The sequence below is a fragment of the Pseudoalteromonas luteoviolacea genome, from assembly GCF_001696455.1.
In the GTDB taxonomy this organism is placed as follows: domain Bacteria; phylum Pseudomonadota; class Gammaproteobacteria; order Enterobacterales; family Alteromonadaceae; genus Pseudoalteromonas; species Pseudoalteromonas luteoviolacea_C.
Map to the genome: position 1 here is coordinate 11602 of NZ_MAUJ01000009.1, position 22353 is coordinate 33954.

Here is a 22353-nt window from a genome sequence, read left to right on the forward strand (position 1 = left end):
GTATACCATGCAATCGCGTCAAAAGTACTCACTTTAAGTCATATACTCATTCAACTTCATCTTTTTATAACAACTCATAACGGCGCGCTTGTATGCATTTCATCCTATTAACGTTTTAATGTAAGAATTTCGGTGTCAAAATAGCCACATTACTACCGACTAAGGAAAATTATGAAACTTGCATTTCGTACTTTGATCAAAACCAGCATATTACCGCTATTTGCACTCTGTACGAGCTATACCACAGTAGCTCAAGAATTTACTCAGGCTGAATTAGAAACGGTTGCTAAAGTACGCGATCACGCGCGTAGCAGTGACTTAAGTTGGCAACTTGTTGAGTCACTGACCACTGAAGTAGGCCCTCGTTTACCTGGCACAGAAAACGACAAAATGGCCGTCGCTTGGGCTAAACAAAAGTTTCAGCAGCTCGGTTTTGATAAAGTTTGGTTGGAACCTTCCAAATTCCCAGAGTGGCGACGTTATCATGAGTCTGGATTCATCTTAACACCGAGCAAACAGCCTCTACATCTAACGGCTTTGGGCAATAGCATCAGCACACCTAAGCAAGGGTTATCGGGTGAAGTCGTCTTATTCGAAACGTTTGATGAGCTAGTTGCTGCACCAGCTGGGAGCTTGAAAGGAAAAATTGCATTTATCAATTATCGAATGAATAGAGATATTGACGGCAATGGCTATGGTCCGGCAGTAAAAGCCCGAAATAAAGGCGCTGTAGAGGCCGCTAAAAAAGGCGCGATTGCCTACATGATGCGCTCAGTCAGTACCAGTCATCATAGATTCGCCCATACTGGGGGCAGTCATTACACCGAAGGCGTCAGTAAGATTCCAACAACGGCTGTTGCAAACCCTGATGCTGATCAACTGGCACGCCTTATCGCACTTGGCAAACCTGTCAAAGTTGAACTAAACATTCAAACGGAAGATTTAGGCGAAGGGACAAGTTATAATGTCATCGGCGAAATTACAGGCTCCAAATATCCAGAGCAGTATGTACTTCTTGGTAGTCACCTTGATTCTTGGGATTTAGGCACTGGTGCCCTAGACGATGGTGCAGGCGTCGCACTGACCATGGCCGCCGCCAAGCATATCGCAGATCATACTCGACCTGAACGCAGCATTCGTGTTGTACTGTTTGCGGCTGAAGAGTTGGGACTATGGGGCGCAAAAGCATACTTTAAGCACTATCAAGATCGCTTGAGCAATATTGTCGCTGCCGCTGAGTCAGACTTTGGCGCGGATGTTGTCTATGCTTTCGAGTCCAATGTGAACGCCGCCTCTCTCCCTGTCGTACGCGACATCGCGAAACAGTTAAAACCACTGGGCATTAAATATATTCGAAAAAATGCGGCGCGTGGCGGACCTGATCTGATCCCATTCAAGCAAATGACTTCGGCACCAATTTTCGATTTGCATCAAGTTGGCACCGACTACTTTGACTATCATCACACCGCCGATGATACGCTGGATAAAGTTGATCCAGATAAACTAAAACAAAATACAGCCGCCTATGCGGTATTTGCCCTAATGGCTGCCAATGCAAAGACTGCCATGGCAGGCAAATAGGTCTATTTGTGTCAAAGCAAAGCCATGTTATCTTTGTTTTGACACGCATTATGAAGGTGTAACTCACCACGGAGATGGCAATGATAAAAAGCACCCTATTCCGCACCCATGACGTGATCACCACATCCGTCAGTCGCTACAAGGCTATCATCATTGCCTTTTTGCTTGTTGGCTTCTGTGCTTATTGGATTGTGCAACATCAGCAAACACAGTCACAGCAGTCAATGTGGTTAAATGCGCCTAAAGTTGACGATGTCATCATGGTTGATTTTGGCAGGCTCCAAAGTGATCGCGTGTATCAACCACAGTTTAGAGTGGTACAAGTGATCGCCGTAGACGAAGACCAAGTTACTTTAAAGCAGGGTCGTTATACCTACGCGAGAAAACGCGATGCCAAACGCGCTATTCAACTCGACAACTTGATGCTAGACAATTACTTCAAAACAGAGCCATGGCGTTTAACACGTGACGAAATTTTAGACTTGTATCAAAGCGGCGGGATCTACGCAGCATACCGACCCAATGACATCTATGTGTTAGGTGGTATCGTTAAGCAGCGGGCTTTACCTCATTTTCCTAAGCATCAAAGAGCACAATTTTCTGCGCAAAATAGCCAAGGAATTAGTTTATATCAGCAAGGAGATCTAGCAGCTGCACGCGAGTCTTTTGAAGCAGCGGTAAGCAACCAAGACCAATGGGGAATGTACAACCTTGCCACCATGTTGATCGCAGCAGAAGGTGGAGAGCAAGACTTACCCCGTGCATTTGAATTACTTATCAAAGCAAAAGCACAGGGCAATCTAAAAGCAAACGACGCGCTGGTGTCCCTTTGCCATATGCATCAAGTTTGCGAATGAGCATGTGACTGAGCATGTTGCACGAGGAACCGCTCAAAGTCATCTGCATCACTTGGCTTAGCATGCAAATAACCTTGGGTGTAATCACACCCTAGCTGCTTTAATAGCTCTAACTGAGCTGGGGTTTCTACGCCCTCTGCGATCACTGTGAGCTTTAATTTACTGGCCATAGACACGATGGCGCTGATAAGCGTCTTATCTTCTTCATCATCAGGCAAGTCTTTAATAAACGCTCTGTCAATCTTGAGCTTAGACAAAGGAAACCGCTTTAGATAACCCAGCGACGAATAGCCCGTACCAAAGTCATCAATAGCAAGCCCTACTCCCATTTGTCGCAATTGCTCCAACTGCAACTCTATCCCATCTGAATTATCAGCCAGCACCGTCTCAGTAATTTCGAGCGTTAAGCAAGTCGCTGGTAGGCCTGTATCTTTTAGGACCTTATCTACCAGACTTACGATATCTTGGCGTTTAAATTGTGTGCTAGATACGTTGACAGACACAAAGAAGGGTCTATCCGTTTTAGTAAGCCACGATCGAGCTTGCGCACATGCCTGATAAAGCACCCACTCTCCCATCGCTAAAATGAGCCCTAATTCTTCACTAATAGGGATAAAGTCAGCCGGAGATACTTCACCAAGCGCTTCGTTGTGCCAACGCAGAAGTGCCTCACATCCCAGTTTATTGCCTCGCCCTACAATTGGCTGATATACCACACGGAGTTCTTGGTTAGCTAGCGCACGATGCAGTGCCCCTTCCAACTGGCTACGGGCCTTGGCATGCTCATGCATAGCTGCCGTGAAGAATTGAAAGCAATTGCGACCGTTCTCTTTGGCTTTGTACATGGCACTGTCGGCATTTCGCAGTAACACCTTTCTATCTTCACCATCATCTGGATAAAATGTGATGCCCATACTGCCTGAAACGTATGCTTCGTGACCTTCTAAGTGAAAAGGTTCACTCAGCGCTCTGAGGATCTTTTCAGCAACTTTTTCCATATCACCAATCATTTCCATTTCAGGTAATAGCAAGGCAAATTCGTCCCCACCCAAGCGCGCCACGGTATCTGAATTTCGGGTGCACTCTCTGATCCGATTGGCAGCTTCAATGAGCAACAAATCACCAATATGATGTCCTAGCGTATCATTCACCGCTTTGAAGCGGTCTAAATCGATAAAGCACACTGCTACACGAGATTGTTTGCGCTCTGCCTGCGTCAAAGCAATATCAAATTTAGCGTGATAATGATGACGATTGGCCAAGCCGGTCAAGTTATCAAAGTTCGCCTGTTGCCACATCAGTTGTTCATTGCGTTTTCGCGAGGTAATATCATTGAACAGTGCCACATACATATCAATCTCGCCATGCTGATCAAACACCGCAGAAACTTGCAGCCAGCTTGGGTAAACTTCGCCATTCTTTCGCTTGTTCCAAATTTCACCTTCCCAATGGCCACGTGAACTTAAAGCGTCATAAAGCTGGGTAAAATATGCCGTGTCGTGACGGCCCGAATTAAATATGGCGGGCGTTTTCCCCATCACCTCGGGCCCACTAAACCCCGTTATTTCAGTAAAAGCCTTATTGACCATCTGAATACGATTGTGCTTGTCAGACACTAAAACACCTTCGCTCGTTGTCGAGAATACTGTACTGGCGAGCCGTTGCTCTTGCTCATCTATCAAACGCTGAGTAATATTTTGTAGAAGGTAAATATGGCCATATAAATCACCATTATTGTCCAACACATCCGTTTTACTTATTTCCACATCTAAGGTGCCGAAATTCGTATCCAACTTACATTCTTTTGGCTCAAATTGTGTTGCTTCTACGCATGTGCAATCGTCCAATGCGTCAAAGATCAACTTGCCATCTAACTCTCCCAGATCTTGATATGCTGCACGGTTAGCAGACATCACTTTTTCGTCTGGATCTGTAAAAATGAGGTACTCGCCAATGGCATCAAAAATCGCATTTAAACGCGCTCTTTGATACTCCAAGCGGCGTTTGGTTTTGCGCAAACGCAAAAACCCCCAACCGAGGATCACCGTCGTGCCAATAAGAATGGCGATCACACTGCTGAGTAAAAAGACTTGCACTGTACTGGCGTGTTTTATTTCTTTCGTTTGTAACGCGACTTGTTGCTCTAAGTTACTTTGATAGTGCCACAGCGCATGCTCTAACTTGCGCCGTGCACTGACATCTTGGATCACTGAGAAAAGTAAGGCCTCGCCACTTTCATCCATAAAAGGCGAAGAGTAAACTGACACGGTGCGATTTTCGCCGTTTGCCAATCGGTGTTGGAAAATGAAGTAATTGCGCCCTTCATTTAAGGCTGACAGCCGCTCCTTCTCAACTTGCTGCGGTGTAAATTGATTAATCTCTTGAATGTACAGGTTTTCTAACTGCCCTTTACTATACCCATAAAAGTCCGCCGCAGACTGGTTGGCACGCACAATCCTGCCGCTGTCTGGTTCAATCAGCAACATAACTGCACTGTGGTTATCAAATACCTCGGTAGGCAAACTTTGCGCCAAAGATTTCGGAGTAAAAGTCGCCACTAATAAGCATAATGCTAGGTAAACTATTGTTGTTATTGTCTTCAAGTCGCCTCCAATAGATACCCGTCGACTCACTCTGACTATAGCCCAAAGGCCAAATCAAGGAAACATAAGACTCACAATCAAAGGCAAAAAGCCAATCGGTAACAAATCTAGAAGTGCGACACCAGCGTATAAAGACACCAACACTTTGTTAATCACAGGCTGCTCTGTCGCAACCAACTAAATCGATTAATTCCAATATTCCTCGCTTAGAGTATGTTCAGCGGGTAGGGAGTTGATATACTTGCTGCCACAGATAGGCTTACTCACTGCGTAATAGGCTAAAATGAAATATAAAGACTTAAGAGAGTTCATCGAGTTGCTTGAAAAGCAAGGTGAACTTGTCCGTGTCAGTCAACCCATTTCAACCAAATTAGAAATGACTGAAATTGCAGACCGCACCTTACGTGCCGGTGGCCCTGCCATTTTATTTGAAAACCCAGAAGGGTTTGATATTCCCGTCCTTGCAAATTTATTTGGCACGCCAAAACGCGTCGCAATGGGCATGGGCCAGACTGATGTCAGCGAGCTTCGTGAAGTTGGCAAGCTATTGGCGTTTCTTAAAGAGCCAGAGCCGCCAAAAGGAATTAAAGAAGCCATAGGCCAAATTCCGGTTTTTAAGCAAGTACTCAACATGCCCGCCAAGGAGCTAAAAAAAGCGCCTTGTCAGCAAGTTGTATTAAGTGGTGACGATGTAGATTTGACTAAGTTGCCTATTCAGCACTGTTGGCCTGGTGATGCTGCACCGCTCATCACATGGGGTCTCACGGTCACCAAAGGGCCACATAAAAAACGTCAGAACTTAGGTATTTACCGTCAACAGTTACTGGGCAAAAATAAAATCATCATGCGCTGGTTATCTCATCGCGGCGGTGCATTGGACTATCAAGAGTGGTGTAAAGAACACCCGGGTAAACCCTATCCAGTATCGGTGGCATTAGGTGCCGATCCAGCCACGATTTTAGGCGCAGTAACACCGGTGCCAGACACCCTCAGCGAGTATGCTTTTGCGGGGCTGTTGCGCGGTAGCAAAACCGAAGTGGTCAAGTCCATTTCAAACGACCTACAAGTACCCGCCAGTGCAGAAATTGTGCTTGAGGGATATATCGAACAAGGGGAGACAGCACCAGAGGGACCTTATGGAGATCACACCGGCTACTACAACGAAGTCGATGATTTTCCGGTCATGACAGTGACGCATATCACACATCGTGAAAACCCGATTTATCACAGTACCTACACTGGCCGCCCGCCAGATGAGCCAGCGATTCTGGGTGTGGCACTTAACGAAGTCTTTGTGCCAATTTTACAAAAGCAGTTCCCTGAAATCGTCGATTTTTACCTTCCTCCTGAGGGGTGCTCCTATCGTATGGCAGTCGTCACGATGAAAAAACAATATCCTGGCCATGCTAAACGCGTAATGATGGGCGTTTGGTCTTTCCTACGCCAGTTTATGTACACTAAATTCGTCATCGTCTGTGATGATGATGTAAATGCGCGTGACTGGAATGACGTAATCTGGGCCATTACGACCCGAATGGATCCGGCAAGAGACACCACTATGATAGAAAGCACGCCAATTGATTATCTTGATTTTGCGTCACCAGTCTCTGGGCTTGGCTCTAAAATGGGCATGGACGCGACCAACAAGTGGCCTGGCGAAACGGACAGAGAATGGGGCGTACCCATCGTGATGGACGAAGATGTGAAACGCAAAGTCGATGATATGTGGGACAGCTTAGGCATTATGGATAAGCAATAACATTTTAGTATTGTGCACTTTTAGCAAAGTTTGTTTTACTTTCAGGTAATTTCCAAGCAACGCGATATAACAATATCGCGATTAAATATGTTACAGTGCGCATACTTTCGCCAAGGTGCTTAATAAAAAGGTTTGAAATGCAGATATTAAAAGCGCGTGTAGAGGCTATTTCTCCTCTCACAGAATTTGTTTACAAGGTGCTGTTGAAGCCACAGCAAGACGCAGAATTTTCCGCTGGCCACTATTTACAGCTGGTACTTGGTGAAAAAGACAAGCGTGCATTTTCGATTGCGAGCAGCCCATCGAATAAACAAGAGCTTGAGCTACATATTGGTGCATCAGGTGCTGATTCTTACGCTATGCAAGCATTAGAACACCTGAAAACAGCCCACATAGATGGCGCTGACGTAGACTTAGAAGTCGGACTGGGTGTGTCACAAGTGCGCCCCGAGCAAGCGAGACCCATCGTGTTGTTAGCCGGTGGTACTGGGTTTTCATACGTAAAATCTATGGCTGACCATCTTGCAGAAATTAATTACGATCAACCAGTATTGTTTTACTGGGGCGTAAAAGAAGAGTCTGCGCTGTATGCCAAAGCAGAGATGGAAGCATGGGCAGCAAGCAAAAAGAACTTCCAGTTTATCCCAGTTGTCGAAAACGCAACTGACACTTGGCAAGGTCACACAGGCTTTGTGCATCAGGCTGTAATGAAAGACATCATTTCTTTAGAACCATACAGCGTTTATATGGCTGGCCGCTTTAACATGATTGGCATCGTCCGCGATGATTTTATCAATCATGGTGCCAATCGCGACTTCATGTACGCAGATGCCTTTGCATTCATCAAGTAATGCACACAGAGCGCGTAATATTTAAATTGCGCGCTCAATCTAAAAAATCAATCGAAATAATATAAATAATCAATTTTAAAAATATACCGGTTTTGCCCATACTACTCCTAACACAAGATAGGAGACACACCATGACAAACCAATTTATTGAAGACATCATGTCTTTCCAGTTCCCAGTTATCACGCCAGAAACTGAAATTACAGAAGCCATAGAGCAGCTGCAAAAATACGATTTGTTTGGTGCCCCCGTACAAGACAAACACGGAGCTTTGGTAGGTTTTATTTCTGAACAGCAGTTGCTCGCTCCGTTACTGCAAAGCAGCTACTTTTGTGATGGTGCCACTCAAGTATCTGAACTGATGACCGCTGAGCCACTGTCGGTAAGAAAGCATACAACCGTGATTGACCTAGCCACTCAAATGCAACAGGACAAACCTAAAATATACCCAGTTATTCATGCTGATAAAGTGATTGGCATTGTCACACGTAGTCATGTGATCAATGCATTGAGAGATAATTATTTAAGCTGCTCAAAACACTGAGCAGCTCAACGAGCATCACGTGTATTTTTGTAGTAGAGCTTGCTTGTCGACATCACTTAAGAACGCAATTTCAACTGCATTTTTTTGTGCTTTTTGAATATCAGCCTCACTTAAGCCAGCAAGCGGCGCCGCTTTGGCAAACTCGTTGTCTAACTCAACGCCCTGCACCGCGGGATCGTCCGTATTGATGGTCGCTAAAATGCCGTGATCTAAGAACTGTTTGAGTGGGTGAGATTCAATACTTGCAACTGTACTCGTTTGCAAATTACTGGTTAAACAAGACTCAATCCCGATACGATTATCTCTTAAAAAGTCCATCAAAGCAGGATCTTCAATGGCTTTCACCCCATGACCAATACGGGTAGCGCCAAGCTCTTTGATCGCTTGCCAGATACTGCTCGCCCCTTCAGCTTCTCCTGCGTGAATAGTCGCGCCTAAATACGCATCTCTCACCTGCTTAAAGTGCTCAATAAATAGCTCACCGGGAAAGCCCAGCTCATCACCAGCAAGATCAATTGCTACTAAACTTTCTTTGAACGCCAATAGCGCATCCAGTTCATGTTGGCACTTTTCTACACCAAAAGTACGCGACATAATACCAATCAAGTTGACCTTAATATCACGCCCTTGCGTTGCGTTTTTTACACCGTCTACCACGGCTTCTACCACGCCTTGTGGATGAAGGTTGTGTGTTTTCGCCATGTAGTAAGGACTAAAACGCAGCTCGGTATAATCCATTTTTTGTGCAATGGCATCTTCGACATTTTCTACTGCAATGCGATGACAAGCATCATAGTCACCTAGCACCTTAACACCCCAGTCCAACTTTGCTAAAAACGCCATTAAGTTCGGCGCATTGTCAATCACCTGCACATGCGGGATTAGACCTTCCACATCGTTTGCAGGTAGTGGCATGTTAAATTTCTGACCGAGTTCTAATATCGTCTCAGCACGCACGTTCCCGTCTAAGTGACGGTGTAAATCAAGTAAAGGTAGTTTGGTATTGATCATAAGGCACTCGGTTTGCAGATAAAATTTTTCAGATCATACGCAGCTTAAGTTTAGATACAAGGACAATTATCCGCAAAGTTCAACTAAACAGACCACTATTGAGTAAAATGCAAGTGGTTAAGGTGCGAGAAAAAGGATGAAGCGAGCCAAATTGAAAAAGTGGGAGGAAGTAATGGACCAGCGCATAAGCACTGGTCACTTAGTTCTATTGATCAGTACTGCTGAGCAGCAGATATGCCTTTTCAAACTGACCGGTTTTGGCAAATGCAACCTCAGCTTGATGTTGCCAAAGCGATTGCCAAGGTGAGTTTGAGAGTGAATCGAATATCTGCGCCGCCAAACCATGTTCGCCTTCACCGTTGGCCATACACGCCAAACAAAATAACAACTCGGTTTGCTCGGGATGTTTTTTCAGCTGCGCCTGAATGGCTTTTCGCAATTCAATATCGCCCCCCCCTGCAAACTGCAAGGTCTCTGCAAGTGCCAAAAACTGAGATTTTTTAAGCATTTTGAGGAGCTCTTTTCGGACCACGTCAAGTTGACCAAAGCGCACACAAGTGCGTATATAAGCTGTTTGACTCTGCGCTCGTAATGCTCTTGGCAATGCGCTGTACAATGCGTGAATATCTTTGTCACTGTGCTGCAAAATCGCCTCAAAATAAGATGAGAAAAACTGCGACCACTGCACATCAGACCAATGTAACTGCTTATATCGCTGTTCAATCGTCGAGTGTAATGTATCCCAGTCTTTTGCTTGTAGCAGTGCACTGATGTATGCATTTAACTCTGTCGGTGTTGCTTTTTTCATTTGCGCTTGGGGCGCTAGGGTGCTCAGTGCCCGATTGTCTTGTTCAGCGGCAAGCCAAAGTTCACTGACCTTACTTTGAGCTGTTTCAGAGAGCTGTTGCAAGTATTCACGCGCAACGACTTTCTTACCAGCGTGCAGTGCCGCCTTAGCTTGTATGGCTAATTGCTGGTCGCGCCACTTTTCAGGAAACTCAGATAATTGCAATGTGTAACCAAGACTGTCAGGTTGATTATTTATAAGCGCCCAAACACTTTGCTCAAACGCATCTTCTTCTCGTTGCTGACGTTTTCTTAGGCGGCGCTTTGATAAGCCCCCAAGTGCCCGCCATAACGCTTTAGTAATTTTTGCAATTAGCCACAGGGCGAACATGCCGACCATCAACATAAATAACAAAGAGACCAAGGTACTTTCAACGGTATATTGATTAAATGAAACCAGCACATAGCCCTTTTCATCAATCAATAAATGAGAGCTTGCAAGCACCGCAAAAAACAGTAAGAGCACACCTATTAATCGGATCATTGCAACCACTCCTTCAATGCTGCAGGGGTTGCTAATTGCACATCGCGATGTGTTCCGAGTTCACTGCGTTTTAATTGGTTCAGCGACTCTGCCAAACTGGCACTCGCTGCACTTTGTAATTTGAAATAACGGTCGAGTGTGTCTTCAGCACCTTCAATTGCGGCGTAGTAAACACTACTCTGGCCATCCAAAAAGGCACTTTGTGCTTGCTGTAGGTAGCTGCGTAATTGGCTGCGAATGAGCTGTTGTTCTTGTGCATCTAATAGAGGGTCGATTACCGGCTTGTCATGCTGCCTAATAGTCAAAAAATCAGCACGAATTTTTTGCCAGCTGCGAGATAAGTTAGCACGCCAATCATTCACGTCAGTACTGAGCTCCGCGCTTTGTTGCACCGCTTCTTTTGGCTTTTCAATTGTTTTCAATGGCAGACTATCAATTTGTGCCAGTAAGCCAGCCAACTCCATATATACTGCCTCAGTATTTGGCTGTGGTTGGGCTTGCAACTTGGCAATATCAGAACTAATTGCGAGCAATAATGCATCTGTGCCGCTTTCTTGTGATAACGCTTGTTGCAAGCGTTTAAGGACCAAAACTGAGCCTAAATAATCTCGTTCACTCACGGCCTTGAATTCTGCATAGCGGGCGAGTGAGCGTAGCTCAGAGCTGAGCGCCCCACCCACTTGTTGACGCGCTTTTAAGAGTGCTTGTTGCAAACGAGCAGTCACTTGTGATTGTTGCTCAGCAAACTGATGGGCAAGAGCCTGCTCTTGCTCTGGCCACTTAGATTGAAGCTGATTAAGCGCGCTCAGCGCAGTATTAAGTTTAACTTGCAGCTGCTGGTTTTGTTGCTGAAGCTCTGCCAGCGCTGAAAATTGCTGCGCCTCTTGTTGTTTGTCATAGAGAAATAACCCGGCTGTAGCGCCTATGCCGGATAGCGCGACCAACAGTGCAACAACCGCAGTCTTACTCAGCTTTGTTTTAGGACTGTGCGATACATTGTCTGGTGCTACTTCCATATTCTGATTTGATACAGACGTTGTTGCTTCTTGGTTTTTTTCCGTCATTGCGCTGCCCTGTTGGGAAGTTAATTTACAGATGGCCATTAAGAGAGACTGGTTATCAGCCCCCGCACTTAAGGCGATCTGCTTATCGGTTATTTTAAACTGTATTTTTAAATGTTGCGCAGTGCGCTCACTCACCACGACAAAATATCGTGTCTCTAACCAACGTAAAAGCGCTGGCTGATGGCAATTAAATATCGCATCAACGGCGGCATTACTGGTTACCACTATACCGTCAATTTGCGCTTCCATCCAGTGGTCTAACCAGTCATCTGACACCTCCTTAACAGGAAGTCGTTCATACACGCTACAACTACTTAGTAATGCTTGTCTGGATTTAAGTGTTTTCGCAATGTGAGCTCTGCCGCCTCGCCCTTTAATCAGTGCCACCCTTGTCTGGTCCACATGCTGTAACTCGGGTAAAGCGACGAGACCTTCTGAGTCTTGTTGTTTGGGCACAGTGGCACAGCGAGCGAAGTGATGTTGGATGGCATCCGCAGTTTGTTGCCCAACTGCGAGTAATTGATTACTGGCAGGCAGCGACATTGCGAACTGTTCTAGCTGCGCAGCGAAGTTCAGCACTGCATCTTGTGAGATAAAAATGAGTATTTCCGCTTCACAGATCTCTATCAGTTGGGCCTGTGAAACGTCAACACGCTTGAGCGTTAGCACGGGCGTACACAGTGCTAGAATGCCCTTTTCTGCCAGCTCAGTGGCAAGTGTTTCCCCTTTTCCTTGCGGCCGAGTTATGGCGAATTTCACATTAAGCGTCTCTATACACCTCGGCTAAAATCTTATCGGCACCTTGTGCGAGCAGAGATTCAGCCAATTCAACGCCTAACGCCTCAGCTTGTTGTAACGCGCCAGTTTTTTCAGCGCGTAAAATCGTGGTGCCATCTACCGCACCGACTAACCCTCTAAGGTAGATTTTATCATCTTGTAGCTCGGCGTACGCGCCAATTGGCACCTGACAGCCCCCTTCAAGGCGACGATTCATTGCTCGCTCTGCCAATACTCTTGCACGTGTGGGCGCATGCTCCAGTGGCGCAAGTAAGCTTTGTATCCGTGCATCATCACTGCGACACTCGATGCCCACCGCACCTTGTCCGTTTGCGGGTAAAGACTGCTCAACAGAAACAAAGCTCGCAATACGCTCGGCCATTTCCAATCGAATTAGACCTGCCGCTGCCAATATGATGGCGTCAAACTCTCCAGCATCTAGCTTGGCCAGTCGAGTATTTACATTACCGCGTAAGTCTTTAATTTTTAGGTCTGGCCTCATCTCGCGAATTTGACACTGTCTGCGTAAGCTTGAAGTACCGACAACAGCGCCCTCTGGCAACTCATCAATATGCTGATATTGATTAGAAACAAACGCATCGCGTGGATCTTCTCGCTCACATATTGTGTGCAATGTCAGACCTTCAGGAAAGTCCACTGGCACGTCTTTCATTGAATGCACAGCGATGTCAGCTCGACCTTCAAGCATGGCCTGTTCAAGCTCTTTGACAAACAGCCCCTTGCCACCGATTTTTGCCAAAGGTGTGTCTAAAATCTTGTCGCCTTTGGTCGACATGGGCACTAATTCTACAACAAGGCCTGAATGATAATGCTCTAATTGCGCTTTTACATATTCAGCCTGCCAAAGCGCCAGCGCACTTTTACGCGTAGCGATGCGAACAATATTGTTTGTATCTGTCATGTTTTGCCTTGTCAGCTCCTTATGGAGCCTTTGCTAAAATTCGAAATGATTTTTGTGCCAATAACTGACCATTCTGAGTGATCACTTCAACTCGCCACTGACCAGTTTGGCTTGGCATAATATTTTTACTCGAGTAAGTACGAAACCTTGGAGCACTAATGGCCAATGTGATCTCTGCCATTAGTTGCTCTTGGTGAAACCATAAATGTTGCACCACTTCACCCTGAAGCCCTTTGATCTCGGTAAAGAAATAGAGTTTTTCTTCAAACCGATTTCGCTCTACAAGGTGCTTTAGCACATTAACGGGTTCGCGATTTTCAATGCCCGAAGTTAATACTGCGCGGCTGATATGACTGGTATCCACTTTGGCATTTAGTGCCACACTCGCAATTTGCGCGTCTTCCGCAAATCGCGTAATCGCAGTGTCTTCTTTTATCTGAGGTTGTACAACTTGTGACTGCTCGGTGTCTGCTAACTCGACAGCGTGCGCATCCATTTGCTCACTTATAACGGGCGCAGTGAGCTGAGTGGTCTGTTCAATGGCTTCTGACTCGGCAGTCTGCGCATTGAGCGCAGCTAATTGCGGATCTGCACTCACCACTTCTGTCGGTTGAATGGCTGACTCGTTTGATTCAGGTTTTGGTGACTCAGGTATCTGTGTGTGCTCAGTGACAGTCTCAATCGCTTGTCGCGATGCCGTCGCGGATTCACTGGGTACTACCGCACTCAAATCGTCTGCATATACGGATTTAAAAACACCATAAGACAACGCCATAACGCCAAAGCTCATCATGACTAAAACAGTAAAAATTCGCCGCCAATGATATTGATAGCTCACTGATTGGGCCTGTTTTGGCTGCGACTGAGCATCAGTCACTTTAGTTTTGATCACTATACGTTGAGTCATTCGTCCGTCCTAATTTCACTATGACAAGCGCGAGATTAACCACGCTCTAATCGCCTTGAGCTCTTCCAAGCATACTTGGTGCTCCATAGGATAATCTTGCCAACTTACATCATACCCTTGATTAACAAGTGCCTCATGTGCCGTTTTACCTGCCTGAATTGGTACAACAGGGTCGTGACTACCATGTGCCATAAATATATTAAGCGCACTTTGCTGCGCTTCATCAGCCAACTTTTGTGGCGCACACATGTAGGTCGATAAAGCCATTACGCCTGCAACTTGAAAGGGTAAACGAGGCGCCAGATGTAGGCTAATTACGCCACCTTGAGAAAAGCCTGCAAGAATAATTTTATCTGCTGGAATACCTGCTGCAATTTCTTTTTCAATCAAGTTTGACACTAAATCTGCAGACTCTCTGACGCCACTTTCATCTGCACGATTTTCTAGGTCCATACTCTTTATGTCGTACCATGCACGCATTTCCATGCCACCGTTAACGGTAACAGGTTGAATTGGGGCATGAGGAAAAACAAATCGAACACCTAATTCATCTGGTAGTGCAAGTTCAGGGGCGATTGGCAAAAAGCCATTGCCCGAGTCACCGAGTCCATGTAACCAAATTACCGTTGCCTTATGTTGCTGCTTTGCAGCATATTCTACAAATTCTAACATCAGTCGTGTTGCCACTCTATTGTTTGGCCCGCTTGACGAGTCGCAGCATCAGACATGAACTGCCAAAACTCAGCACCCGAGCGGTTATCTATCCATTTATCATCACGTAGCTCAAAGTGATGCCCATTAAATTTTGTTGCTACCCAAACTTGATGCAAAGGCGCTTGCTTGTTGATGATGATCTTTGACTTATCAGCAAAGATTATCTCGAGAATACCAGAGGCCGATTCATAATCTAAATCTGCGTCACAATCATCAATTTGCTCCTCAATAGTCAGCATCAGCGCTTCAGCTAATTGATGATATTCTTGATCTGTCATGGCTAACTCCTTAATTACGGCAATGTATGATCTAACCTTCCCTCAATTAGGGAATAAATTTCGACCGCAAAAGCTGCTTTTTTCGCGAATTCTGTTACTCTGCGATTATAAAGGCACTGACATCATTAATCTAATGAAAGCGACATACACTCAAATTAGCTTACTGGCTCTAGTACTAACTAGCAGCTTAACGTTATCAGCTTGCGGGCAACGTGGTCCACTGTATTTACCTGAAGATGCAGATAAAAATCGCACTTCTCAACCTCAGCCCGAGGTACAGGATAAAGCAAAAACTGACGAAAAGGAGTGATAAATGGACTTTTTTCAGTATCAAGACAATGAACTTTTTGCCGAGCACGTCGCTGTTAAAGACATTGCTGCCGAATACGGTACACCTTGCTATGTTTATTCACGTAAAACGCTTGAGCGCCACTATCGTGCTTTTACTGATGCTGCAGCCACACACCCTCACTTAGTGTGTTATGCCGTCAAAGCCAATAGTAATCTGGCCGTATTGAATGTACTGGCCAAATTGGGGGCGGGCTTTGATATTGTTTCACAAGGTGAACTTGCCAGAGTATTAAAAGCTGGCGGAGACCCGAGCAAAGTGGTGTTTTCGGGTGTTGCAAAAACCAGTGAAGAAATCGCTTTTGCATTAGAAAAACAAATCAAATGTTTTAATGTCGAGTCTAAAGCAGAGTTGCAGCGCATCTCCGACATCGCCTCACAAACGCAGACTCTGGCCCCTGTGTCTATTCGCGTCAACCCTGATATTGATGCCAAAACTCACCCTTATATTTCTACTGGGCTTAAAGAGAACAAATTTGGTATCGACATCAAGCAAGCGTTTGACGTCTATCAGCTCGCCTGTGCTTTACCGGGTATTAAAGTGGTGGGGGTAGATTTCCATATTGGTTCACAGCTAACCGAAGTAGAGCCTTTTTTGGCTGCATTGGATAAAGTATTAACCCTAGTTGACACCCTAAAAAGTGCCGGCATCGAATTGCAGCACCTTGATATTGGAGGCGGTTTAGGTGTTCCTTATGATAGTGAAAAACCACCTCACCCCAGTGCCTATGCAGCCCAAGTCATTGAACGCCTCGGAGCCTATTCAGAGCTTGAATTAATTTTTGAACCTGGCCGTGCCATTGCCGCCAATGCAGGTCTGCTAGTCACCAAAGTAGAGTATCTAAAGCCAACCACGGGTAAACATTTCGCCATTGTGGATGCCGGTATGAATGATATGCTGCGCCCTTCTTTGTATCAGGCATGGCAAGAAATCATCGCTGTCAGCCCTAGAACAGATGACACGCCGCAGCACACTTATGACGTAGTAGGGCCTGTTTGTGAAACAGGTGATTTTATTGGTAAAGACAGAGTGCTTGCGATTCAACCTGGTGATTTACTCGCACAACGGAGTGCTGGTGCATATGGCTTTACCATGAGTTCAAACTATAATTCAAGACCGAGAGTCGCAGAGATAATGGTTGACGGAGATACCGCGCACTTAGTAAGAGCACGAGAATCTCTAGAGTCTCTATGGCAAGGTGAAGCGTTACTTTCAGAATAATAATTGCGTATTTTTTCGCACTCAGTGACTCAATAGTAAGGTAATATGTTTGTAAATTTTTCAAAGATGCATGGCTTAGGAAACGACTTTGTCGTGATTGATAATGTCACTCAAAACGTTTTTCTATCTCGTGACCAAATCCGAAAACTGGCCGACCGACACTTTGGTATTGGGTTTGATCAGTTATTGCTGGTTGAACCCCCTTATTCTCCTGACTTGGATTTTCATTACCGTATTTTTAATAGCGATGGCACTGAAGTTGAGCAATGTGGTAATGGCGCTCGCTGTTTTGCCCGTTTCGTACGTATGAAAGGCCTCACCAACAAGCACAAAGTCAGTGTCTCTACCAAAGGTGGGGACATAACACTTTACACGGAAAAAGACGGTCAAGTCACCGTCAATATGGGGATACCACAATTTGCACCACAAGACATTCCATTTAAAGCGCAACAAAGTGAATTGACCTATATTTTGAGAGCCGGTGAGCACACAGTTTTTTGTGGCGCAGTTTCAATGGGTAACCCACATTGCGTGATTGAAGTTGAAGATATTGAGCATGCCGACGTCGACACGCTAGGGCCGTTATTAGAAACTCATGAGCGTTTCCCAAAACGGGCAAATGTCGGTTTTATGCAGATCATCAACCGTGAACATATCAAGCTCAGAGTATGGGAGCGCGGGGTTAACGAGACCTTAGCCTGTGGCAGTGGTGCATGCGGTGCCGTTGCCGTGGGTATTAAACAAGGGAAATTGGCCGATACCGTGCGTGTTGACCTGCCAGGTGGGACTTTACAAGTCCGCTGGAGTGGGGGTAATAAACCAGTAAAAATGACCGGCCCTGCCGAGCATGTTTTTGATGGACAAGTCGCAATATGAGTAAGACAGATACATTGATCACTGAGACAGAAGTCATGGCTTTTTTGCAAAAAAATCCTGACTTTCTACTCGAACATCCATACTTACTACTCGACCTCAATTTGCACATACAACAGCATGGCGCACCAAACTTAGCACTTATGCAGCAACGACGACTGCGTGAAGAAAATACCAAGTTACAGGCGCAAATTGAACGCATGATGGACGCAGCCAGAGAGAACGAACTCATATTTAAACTCTTTAATGACTGCCAACGTGCACTATGGTACTGCCAGAGCTTTCAAGAACTCGCTGACATTTTGGCAGATACTCTGACCCAGTCTCCAAAAATAAATGTATGTCAGCTCATACAATATGACACAACTTTAGAAGGCCTAGTAAATAGACGTCTAACTAAACTGCCCCGCTACCTTGGTCGGCTAGATAAGCAAGAACAAAAACTGTTATTTAGTGGCTTCGATTGTCGCTCTGTTGCGCTTTACCTACTCGGCCCCAGTGACAACCCAACTGCTATTTTGGCTTTTGCGAGCGATTGTGCAGATCACTTCTCGCCTGACAATGGCAACTTATTTGTCAACGAATTAGTGTCATCATTGCAACTGCGCTTAAAAGAGCTCGCATGAACGAGGAGGCTGTCAACACTTTGGAAAAACAGTGGCAGCAACCCATAACTGAGTTCATGGCTTATTTGCAATTTGAAAGGCAATACTCTCCGCATACGGTCCGCCAATACCAAACCCAACTCCAAATTGCCGCCTGCTTTTTTGCTGAACAGTGTGACGACTGGTTCTCCGTAAGTAGTGAGCAAATACGTCGTTTTTCAATGCACTTACGTAGCAAACAATACAACCCCAGAAGTATAAATCTGAAGCTCAGTTGTATTCGCAGCCTGTACAAATTTTTAAAGACCAAGCATGCCGATAACCCACAGGTACATAATCCAGCAGCAGGTCAAAAAGGGCCCAAATTTCAAAAGCCCTTGCCTAAAAACCTCGATGTTGATCAGATGCTGCAACTACTTGAAATAGAGGCGGACGATGCACTTGCTGTACGAGACAAAGCGATGATGGAACTCATGTATTCCAGTGGGCTGCGCATCAGTGAGCTGGTCAACACCAACATACATGACATTAGAGAAGGCGAAATACGCGTACTCGGTAAAGGCAGTAAAGAACGCGTTATTCCCGTTGGTAAAAAAGCCCTCGAAGCCATTGATGCATGGCTTAAACTACGCCCACTTTTTGCCCATGAGGAAGAGCTTGCTTTGTTCGTGAGTAAACGTAAAACGCGTATTTCTGTGCGACATGTTCGCGCACGTATGAAAGAATGGGGCATTAAGCAAGGTATCTCAGCGAACGTGCATCCACACAAATTGCGTCATTCATTTGCCAGTCATTTGCTAGAGTCCAGTGGCGATTTACGGGCTATTCAAGAAATGCTCGGCCACAGCAGTTTATCAGCGACACAAGTGTATACTCACGTAGACTTTCAACATTTGGCTAAGGTCTACGACCAAGCCCACCCACGTGCGAGACAAAAGAAATAATACCCAATAGGCAACTTCATTTTGCTCCGTAACCCTAGTTTTCGCGTACAATAGAATGACACAGCACAGAGCACAACGAGTACTATGCGATTTAATAAAGCCATTTCTCCTGTCAAGGTTTTAAGCTTTGATTTAGATGATACACTTTACAATAACCACCCTATTATTCTAAATGCCATACAAGCGATGCAAAGTTACTTGCAGTCAGTTCCCGAGTGGGCTGATCAACAAGGCGACTACTGGCTTAAGTGCAGACGGCATATTGGTGAAACTCAGCCACATTTAAAAGATGATGTCACAAATTGGAGGAAAGTAGCACTTGAATATGGGATGTCGCAGTTAGGGCTTGAAAATAAAGAAATTGCAAGACATTCAGTGAATGCCTATCAAGCGTTTGCCGATGCACGCAGCAACATTACTGTGGCGCAGTCAGTCCTATCTTTACTACTGGCACTGAAAAAAAAGTATACGCTTATTGCAATAACCAATGGCAATGTAGAAGTTGATAAGTTCAATCTTGCAGGCGTGTTTGAGCGGGTTTACCTCGCGGGGCCTGATGGCGCAGCCAAACCTGACGCGGCCTTGTTTGAGCGTGCATGCCAAGACCTCAAAGTCAGTCCATCAGAGATATTACATATAGGAGATAGTTTAGACACGGATGTGCGAGGTGCGAATTTAGCCGGTTGCCACAGCGTATGGCTCGACAATCAGCAAACGACCTATGCATACAAAGGGTTAGCAGACATTGAGATCCAAGATATTCACCAACTCGCCTGTTTAAAGTAATGTAAGTTAGCAGCCACTCATTGCGCCATATCACTCGCGGGCTATGCCCGCTTAAAATAACCAACATCATCGTTGTTTTTTTACGATTAATTTATGGCTGAACTGCTCATCGAACATCCACCGCATACCTGTCTTGAAACGTTAATATTATTTGTTCCTTTTACTTGCACACTCTACAATCTGAATAACGAAGGTGTGTAAAATTCACTAAGTAAACTGTCGATATTACTTTTTATGCCCAGCCTTCCAAGGTTAAGATGAAACAAAAGACGATGAGGTTAAGCTCTGTTTATGAAAAAGATAATTGTCACTGGTGCGACAGGTTTGTTAGGCCGCACACTCATGCAAGTGCTCGCACAATCACATACGGTCATTGGCACAGGTTTCAGCAGAGCAAAAGCGCCTATTGAACAACTTGATTTGAACCAAGAAACGGCCATTGTCAATTTTTTAGACAAACACCAACCCGACGTGTTGATCCATGCCGCAGCAGAGAGAAAACCAGATATCTGTGAAAACGACCATCAGGCAACGATTGCGTTAAATGTGAAAGCAGCAGAGTTTCTCGCCAATCAATGTAAAGCGCGTAAAATTCACTTTGTATTTATCAGTACTGACTATGTTTTTGATGGTAAATCGGCACCTTACCTTGAAAATTCAAGCCACTCACCTGTCAATTTTTATGGACAAAGTAAAGCCCAAGCAGAGCAAGCGATTCTCAGCAATAGCGCACGACACACCATTATCCGCGTGCCCGTGCTGTATGGTGAAGTAGAGTATCTCGCAGAGTCTGCGGTCACAGTTATTGCGCAACAGATCCTAGCGCAATCAAACAGTAAACACGATGATTGGGCAATTCGATTTCCAACCCATGTGGAAGATATCGCGCTCACTTTGCACGCACTATTACAACAGCCAGAGTCAAGTATTAGCGGGATTTTCCATATCTCAGACAATCAATCCATGACCAAGTATGACATGGCCAAACATATTGCACATGCTGTCGGCCGGGATCCTGAGGACCTCGTTTCTATCCCAGAACCAACACAGAGCGCTATGAGGCCCTATAATTGTGCCCTAAAAGATACTCGGTTAGCTGCACTTAATATTCAATTTACCCGCGATTTTGCTGACGCCATCAAGCAAGTATTAACGCCTCACCTTGCACAATAAAATATATAATCAGGGAGCCTGTAACGATGAAAACCATATTCAGTTTAATCCTACTTTGCTCCCTATCATTAAATATATACTTAGATTGGCAACGACCTAACTCGTTTTTAAAGAGTGTGTTTAATGATGAGTTCGAAACAGTGTTGGTCACACATACCAAGACCAATGACACAGCTAAAACAAGTGAAAAACCACCCTATCAAGCCTCCTTTGCACCAGCTAAAAATCATCCTGCAGAGCAGCGTTTTGCAAATGGCGACCTGTTGGGCGCGCTGAGTCAATGGCGGACATCAACTTCCCACACTCAATCAACCAGTACGGTGCATAACTGGATCAATAAGCTAAAAAACGCGCTAAACAGTGCAACTTCCACGGCACTCGCTGAATACCTTTTGTTTGTGCAAAACTACCTCTCCATCGTACCTAACGATTTTGTCGCCTTGCAATTTGAGGCAGAAATTTTTGTCGCCCAAGGAGAGCGAGTTGAGGCCATTTATCGCTATATCCGCCTTTTTCAACAGTATCCAGAGCATGCATACCTCAAAGAGGTCATCACAGAACTCATTAGTTTGGAATTAAACGAGCTACTCGAGCAAAGTAATTGGCATGAGTTAATTGAAAAGGGCCAAATTTGGTTAAGTGAACAGCCTGACAACTTGGTGTTAATTGCGCACATTGCCAAGGCTTTCTTGGCTTTAGAGAATAATTTAGAAGCTGAGTTATTACTGACCCAGTTGAGTAAACAACAGCAGCAACATCAGCTGATAGCGCCCCTGCTTGCAGAGCTCAACAGCAAACATCAACAAGTTGAAACAATCCCCCTCGTTCGACACGGCGAGCACTATATCCTACAAGCTAGAATTGCCGGACAGCAGATTGATTTAATGATAGACACAGGCGCCAGTATTACCGCCTTAACTTCGACGCAGTTTGACTTGCTTGCCTATGATGTTAATTTTCTAACCGCGCGAAGGGTCAGCACGGCAAATGGAGTCGTTGAAATTCCATTTTATCAAAGTACTGGGATCCAAATTGGATCTAAACAGCAAACACCTTTCGAATTCGGTGTTATGACCTCATCTACGCAAGGGCCTGGGTTACTTGGCATGAATTTTTTGCGCCATTTTAAGTTTGAAATTGACCAGCAAAATGCACAGTTAATTCTCAAACCTAGACAATAAATTTGGTCAGTGCTTGAGGTGGCGA

At 45.2% G+C, this 22353-nt stretch carries 21 protein-coding genes; 13 read left to right on the forward strand and 8 right to left on the reverse strand.

Annotated features, from left to right (window positions below):
* Positions 1 to 171: 171 nt before the first annotated feature.
* A complete protein-coding gene (locus A7985_RS20540) occupies positions 172 to 1581 on the forward strand; it encodes a M20/M25/M40 family metallo-hydrolase (protein ID WP_065792340.1) in 1410 nt (469 codons plus the stop codon).
* Between the two features lie 80 nt (positions 1582 to 1661).
* Entirely contained in the window at positions 1662 to 2438 is a 777-nt protein-coding gene (locus tag A7985_RS20545; RefSeq protein WP_065792341.1) for a sel1 repeat family protein, read from the forward strand.
* Here A7985_RS20545 and A7985_RS20550 read toward each other — a convergent pair.
* Positions 2423 to 5041, reverse strand: coding sequence for a GGDEF and EAL domain-containing protein (locus tag A7985_RS20550; protein WP_081310659.1), 2619 nt, complete (start codon positions 5039 to 5041; stop codon positions 2423 to 2425). The two genes, A7985_RS20545 and A7985_RS20550, sit on opposite strands and share 16 nt — an antisense overlap.
* A gap of 283 nt (positions 5042 to 5324) precedes the next feature.
* Between A7985_RS20550 and ubiD the strand changes: the two genes are divergently transcribed.
* From ubiD to A7985_RS20565, 3 genes are all read left to right on the forward strand, one after another.
* Positions 5325 to 6800 (forward strand): 4-hydroxy-3-polyprenylbenzoate decarboxylase, encoded by a 1476-nt coding sequence (gene ubiD / locus A7985_RS20555; protein WP_065792342.1) that lies wholly within the window; start codon positions 5325 to 5327, stop codon positions 6798 to 6800.
* Between the two features lie 137 nt (positions 6801 to 6937).
* A complete protein-coding gene (fre, locus tag A7985_RS20560) occupies positions 6938 to 7651 on the forward strand; it encodes an NAD(P)H-flavin reductase (RefSeq protein WP_065792343.1) in 714 nt (237 codons plus the stop codon).
* A gap of 131 nt (positions 7652 to 7782) precedes the next feature.
* Positions 7783 to 8193, forward strand: coding sequence for a CBS domain-containing protein (locus A7985_RS20565; protein ID WP_065792344.1), 411 nt, complete (start codon positions 7783 to 7785; stop codon positions 8191 to 8193).
* A 15-nt stretch (positions 8194 to 8208) separates the two neighbouring features.
* Here the strand turns inward: A7985_RS20565 and add are convergent, their stop codons facing one another.
* The 7 genes from add to cyaY all read right to left on the reverse strand — a co-directional run bounded on the left by add (position 8209) and on the right by cyaY (position 15196).
* Complete coding sequence (gene add, locus A7985_RS20570) at positions 8209 to 9204, reverse strand: adenosine deaminase (protein WP_065792345.1); 996 nt, start codon at positions 9202 to 9204, stop codon at positions 8209 to 8211.
* A gap of 205 nt (positions 9205 to 9409) precedes the next feature.
* The gene (locus tag A7985_RS20575) at positions 9410 to 10534 is read right to left on the reverse strand and encodes a heme biosynthesis protein HemY (RefSeq protein ID WP_065792346.1); all 1125 of its coding nucleotides are present in this window, start codon (positions 10532 to 10534) and stop codon (positions 9410 to 9412) included.
* Positions 10531 to 12357: a uroporphyrinogen-III C-methyltransferase gene (locus tag A7985_RS20580; protein ID WP_065792347.1), complete on the reverse strand. Its 1827-nt coding sequence runs from the start codon at positions 12355 to 12357 to the stop codon at positions 10531 to 10533. The genes A7985_RS20575 and A7985_RS20580 overlap by 4 nt, the downstream gene beginning before the upstream one ends.
* A gap of 1 nt (position 12358) precedes the next feature.
* A complete protein-coding gene (gene hemC / locus A7985_RS20585) occupies positions 12359 to 13297 on the reverse strand; it encodes a hydroxymethylbilane synthase (RefSeq protein WP_065792348.1) in 939 nt (312 codons plus the stop codon).
* Positions 13298 to 13316: 19 nt separating this feature from the next.
* Positions 13317 to 14204, reverse strand: a complete 888-nt coding sequence (locus tag A7985_RS20590) for a DUF2914 domain-containing protein (protein WP_065792349.1) — start codon at positions 14202 to 14204, stop codon at positions 13317 to 13319.
* A gap of 18 nt (positions 14205 to 14222) precedes the next feature.
* A complete protein-coding gene (locus A7985_RS20595) occupies positions 14223 to 14876 on the reverse strand; it encodes an alpha/beta hydrolase (RefSeq protein ID WP_065792350.1) in 654 nt (217 codons plus the stop codon).
* The gene (gene cyaY, locus A7985_RS20600; protein ID WP_065792351.1) at positions 14876 to 15196 is read right to left on the reverse strand and encodes an iron donor protein CyaY; all 321 of its coding nucleotides are present in this window, start codon (positions 15194 to 15196) and stop codon (positions 14876 to 14878) included. The genes A7985_RS20595 and cyaY overlap by 1 nt, the downstream gene beginning before the upstream one ends.
* On the opposite strand from cyaY, the gene lptM reads away from it, so the two are divergent.
* The 8 genes from lptM (at position 15195) to A7985_RS20640 (ending at position 22328) form a co-directional block, all read left to right on the forward strand.
* Positions 15195 to 15506 (forward strand): LPS translocon maturation chaperone LptM, encoded by a 312-nt coding sequence (gene lptM / locus A7985_RS26985; RefSeq protein ID WP_065792352.1) that lies wholly within the window; start codon positions 15195 to 15197, stop codon positions 15504 to 15506. The genes cyaY and lptM overlap by 2 nt on opposite strands.
* Positions 15507 to 15509: 3 nt before the next feature.
* The gene (gene lysA / locus A7985_RS20610) at positions 15510 to 16766 is read left to right on the forward strand and encodes a diaminopimelate decarboxylase (protein ID WP_065792353.1); all 1257 of its coding nucleotides are present in this window, start codon (positions 15510 to 15512) and stop codon (positions 16764 to 16766) included.
* 45 nt (positions 16767 to 16811) lie between these two features.
* Positions 16812 to 17642, forward strand: a complete 831-nt coding sequence (dapF, locus tag A7985_RS20615) for a diaminopimelate epimerase (RefSeq protein WP_065792354.1) — start codon at positions 16812 to 16814, stop codon at positions 17640 to 17642.
* Entirely contained in the window at positions 17639 to 18265 is a 627-nt protein-coding gene (locus tag A7985_RS20620; RefSeq protein ID WP_065792355.1) for a DUF484 family protein, read from the forward strand. Before dapF ends, A7985_RS20620 begins: the two co-directional genes overlap by 4 nt.
* On the forward strand, positions 18262 to 19188 hold the full coding sequence (xerC, locus tag A7985_RS20625) for a tyrosine recombinase XerC (protein ID WP_065792356.1): 927 nt from the start codon (positions 18262 to 18264) through the stop codon (positions 19186 to 19188). The genes A7985_RS20620 and xerC overlap by 4 nt, the downstream gene beginning before the upstream one ends.
* Before the next feature lie 84 nt (positions 19189 to 19272).
* Positions 19273 to 19974, forward strand: coding sequence for an HAD-IA family hydrolase (locus A7985_RS20630; RefSeq protein WP_065792357.1), 702 nt, complete (start codon positions 19273 to 19275; stop codon positions 19972 to 19974).
* 291 nt (positions 19975 to 20265) lie between these two features.
* Positions 20266 to 21147, forward strand: coding sequence for a dTDP-4-dehydrorhamnose reductase family protein (locus tag A7985_RS20635; protein ID WP_065792358.1), 882 nt, complete (start codon positions 20266 to 20268; stop codon positions 21145 to 21147).
* 26 nt (positions 21148 to 21173) lie between these two features.
* Positions 21174 to 22328, forward strand: a complete 1155-nt coding sequence (locus tag A7985_RS20640; RefSeq protein WP_065792359.1) for a retropepsin-like aspartic protease — start codon at positions 21174 to 21176, stop codon at positions 22326 to 22328.
* The last annotated feature ends 25 nt before the right edge of the window (positions 22329 to 22353 follow it).

Excerpts from the sequence above, each read along its gene's own strand:
- A7985_RS20565 (WP_065792344.1), top strand. The coding sequence starts at position 7,783 with ATGACAAACCAATTTATTGAAGACATCATGTCTTTCCAGTTCCCAGTT.
- A7985_RS20630 (WP_065792357.1), top strand. The coding sequence starts at position 19,273 with ATGCGATTTAATAAAGCCATTTCTCCTGTCAAGGTTTTAAGCTTTGAT.
- A7985_RS20635 (WP_065792358.1), top strand. The coding sequence starts at position 20,266 with ATGAAAAAGATAATTGTCACTGGTGCGACAGGTTTGTTAGGCCGCACA.
- dapF (WP_065792354.1), top strand. The coding sequence starts at position 16,812 with ATGTTTGTAAATTTTTCAAAGATGCATGGCTTAGGAAACGACTTTGTC.
- A7985_RS20590 (WP_065792349.1), bottom strand. The coding sequence starts at position 14,204 with ATGACTCAACGTATAGTGATCAAAACTAAAGTGACTGATGCTCAGTCG.
- A7985_RS20595 (WP_065792350.1), bottom strand. The coding sequence starts at position 14,876 with ATGTTAGAATTTGTAGAATATGCTGCAAAGCAGCAACATAAGGCAACG.
- lptM (WP_065792352.1), top strand. The coding sequence starts at position 15,195 with ATGGCTAACTCCTTAATTACGGCAATGTATGATCTAACCTTCCCTCAA.
- A7985_RS20640 (WP_065792359.1), top strand. The coding sequence starts at position 21,174 with ATGAAAACCATATTCAGTTTAATCCTACTTTGCTCCCTATCATTAAAT.
- hemC (WP_065792348.1), bottom strand. The coding sequence starts at position 13,297 with ATGACAGATACAAACAATATTGTTCGCATCGCTACGCGTAAAAGTGCG.
- A7985_RS20540 (WP_065792340.1), top strand. The coding sequence starts at position 172 with ATGAAACTTGCATTTCGTACTTTGATCAAAACCAGCATATTACCGCTA.
- A7985_RS20545 (WP_065792341.1), top strand. The coding sequence starts at position 1,662 with ATGATAAAAAGCACCCTATTCCGCACCCATGACGTGATCACCACATCC.
- A7985_RS20575 (WP_065792346.1), bottom strand. The coding sequence starts at position 10,534 with ATGATCCGATTAATAGGTGTGCTCTTACTGTTTTTTGCGGTGCTTGCA.
- A7985_RS20620 (WP_065792355.1), top strand. The coding sequence starts at position 17,639 with ATGAGTAAGACAGATACATTGATCACTGAGACAGAAGTCATGGCTTTT.
- xerC (WP_065792356.1), top strand. The coding sequence starts at position 18,262 with ATGAACGAGGAGGCTGTCAACACTTTGGAAAAACAGTGGCAGCAACCC.
- lysA (WP_065792353.1), top strand. The coding sequence starts at position 15,510 with ATGGACTTTTTTCAGTATCAAGACAATGAACTTTTTGCCGAGCACGTC.
- ubiD (WP_065792342.1), top strand. The coding sequence starts at position 5,325 with ATGAAATATAAAGACTTAAGAGAGTTCATCGAGTTGCTTGAAAAGCAA.
- cyaY (WP_065792351.1), bottom strand. The coding sequence starts at position 15,196 with ATGACAGATCAAGAATATCATCAATTAGCTGAAGCGCTGATGCTGACT.
- fre (WP_065792343.1), top strand. The coding sequence starts at position 6,938 with ATGCAGATATTAAAAGCGCGTGTAGAGGCTATTTCTCCTCTCACAGAA.
- add (WP_065792345.1), bottom strand. The coding sequence starts at position 9,204 with ATGATCAATACCAAACTACCTTTACTTGATTTACACCGTCACTTAGAC.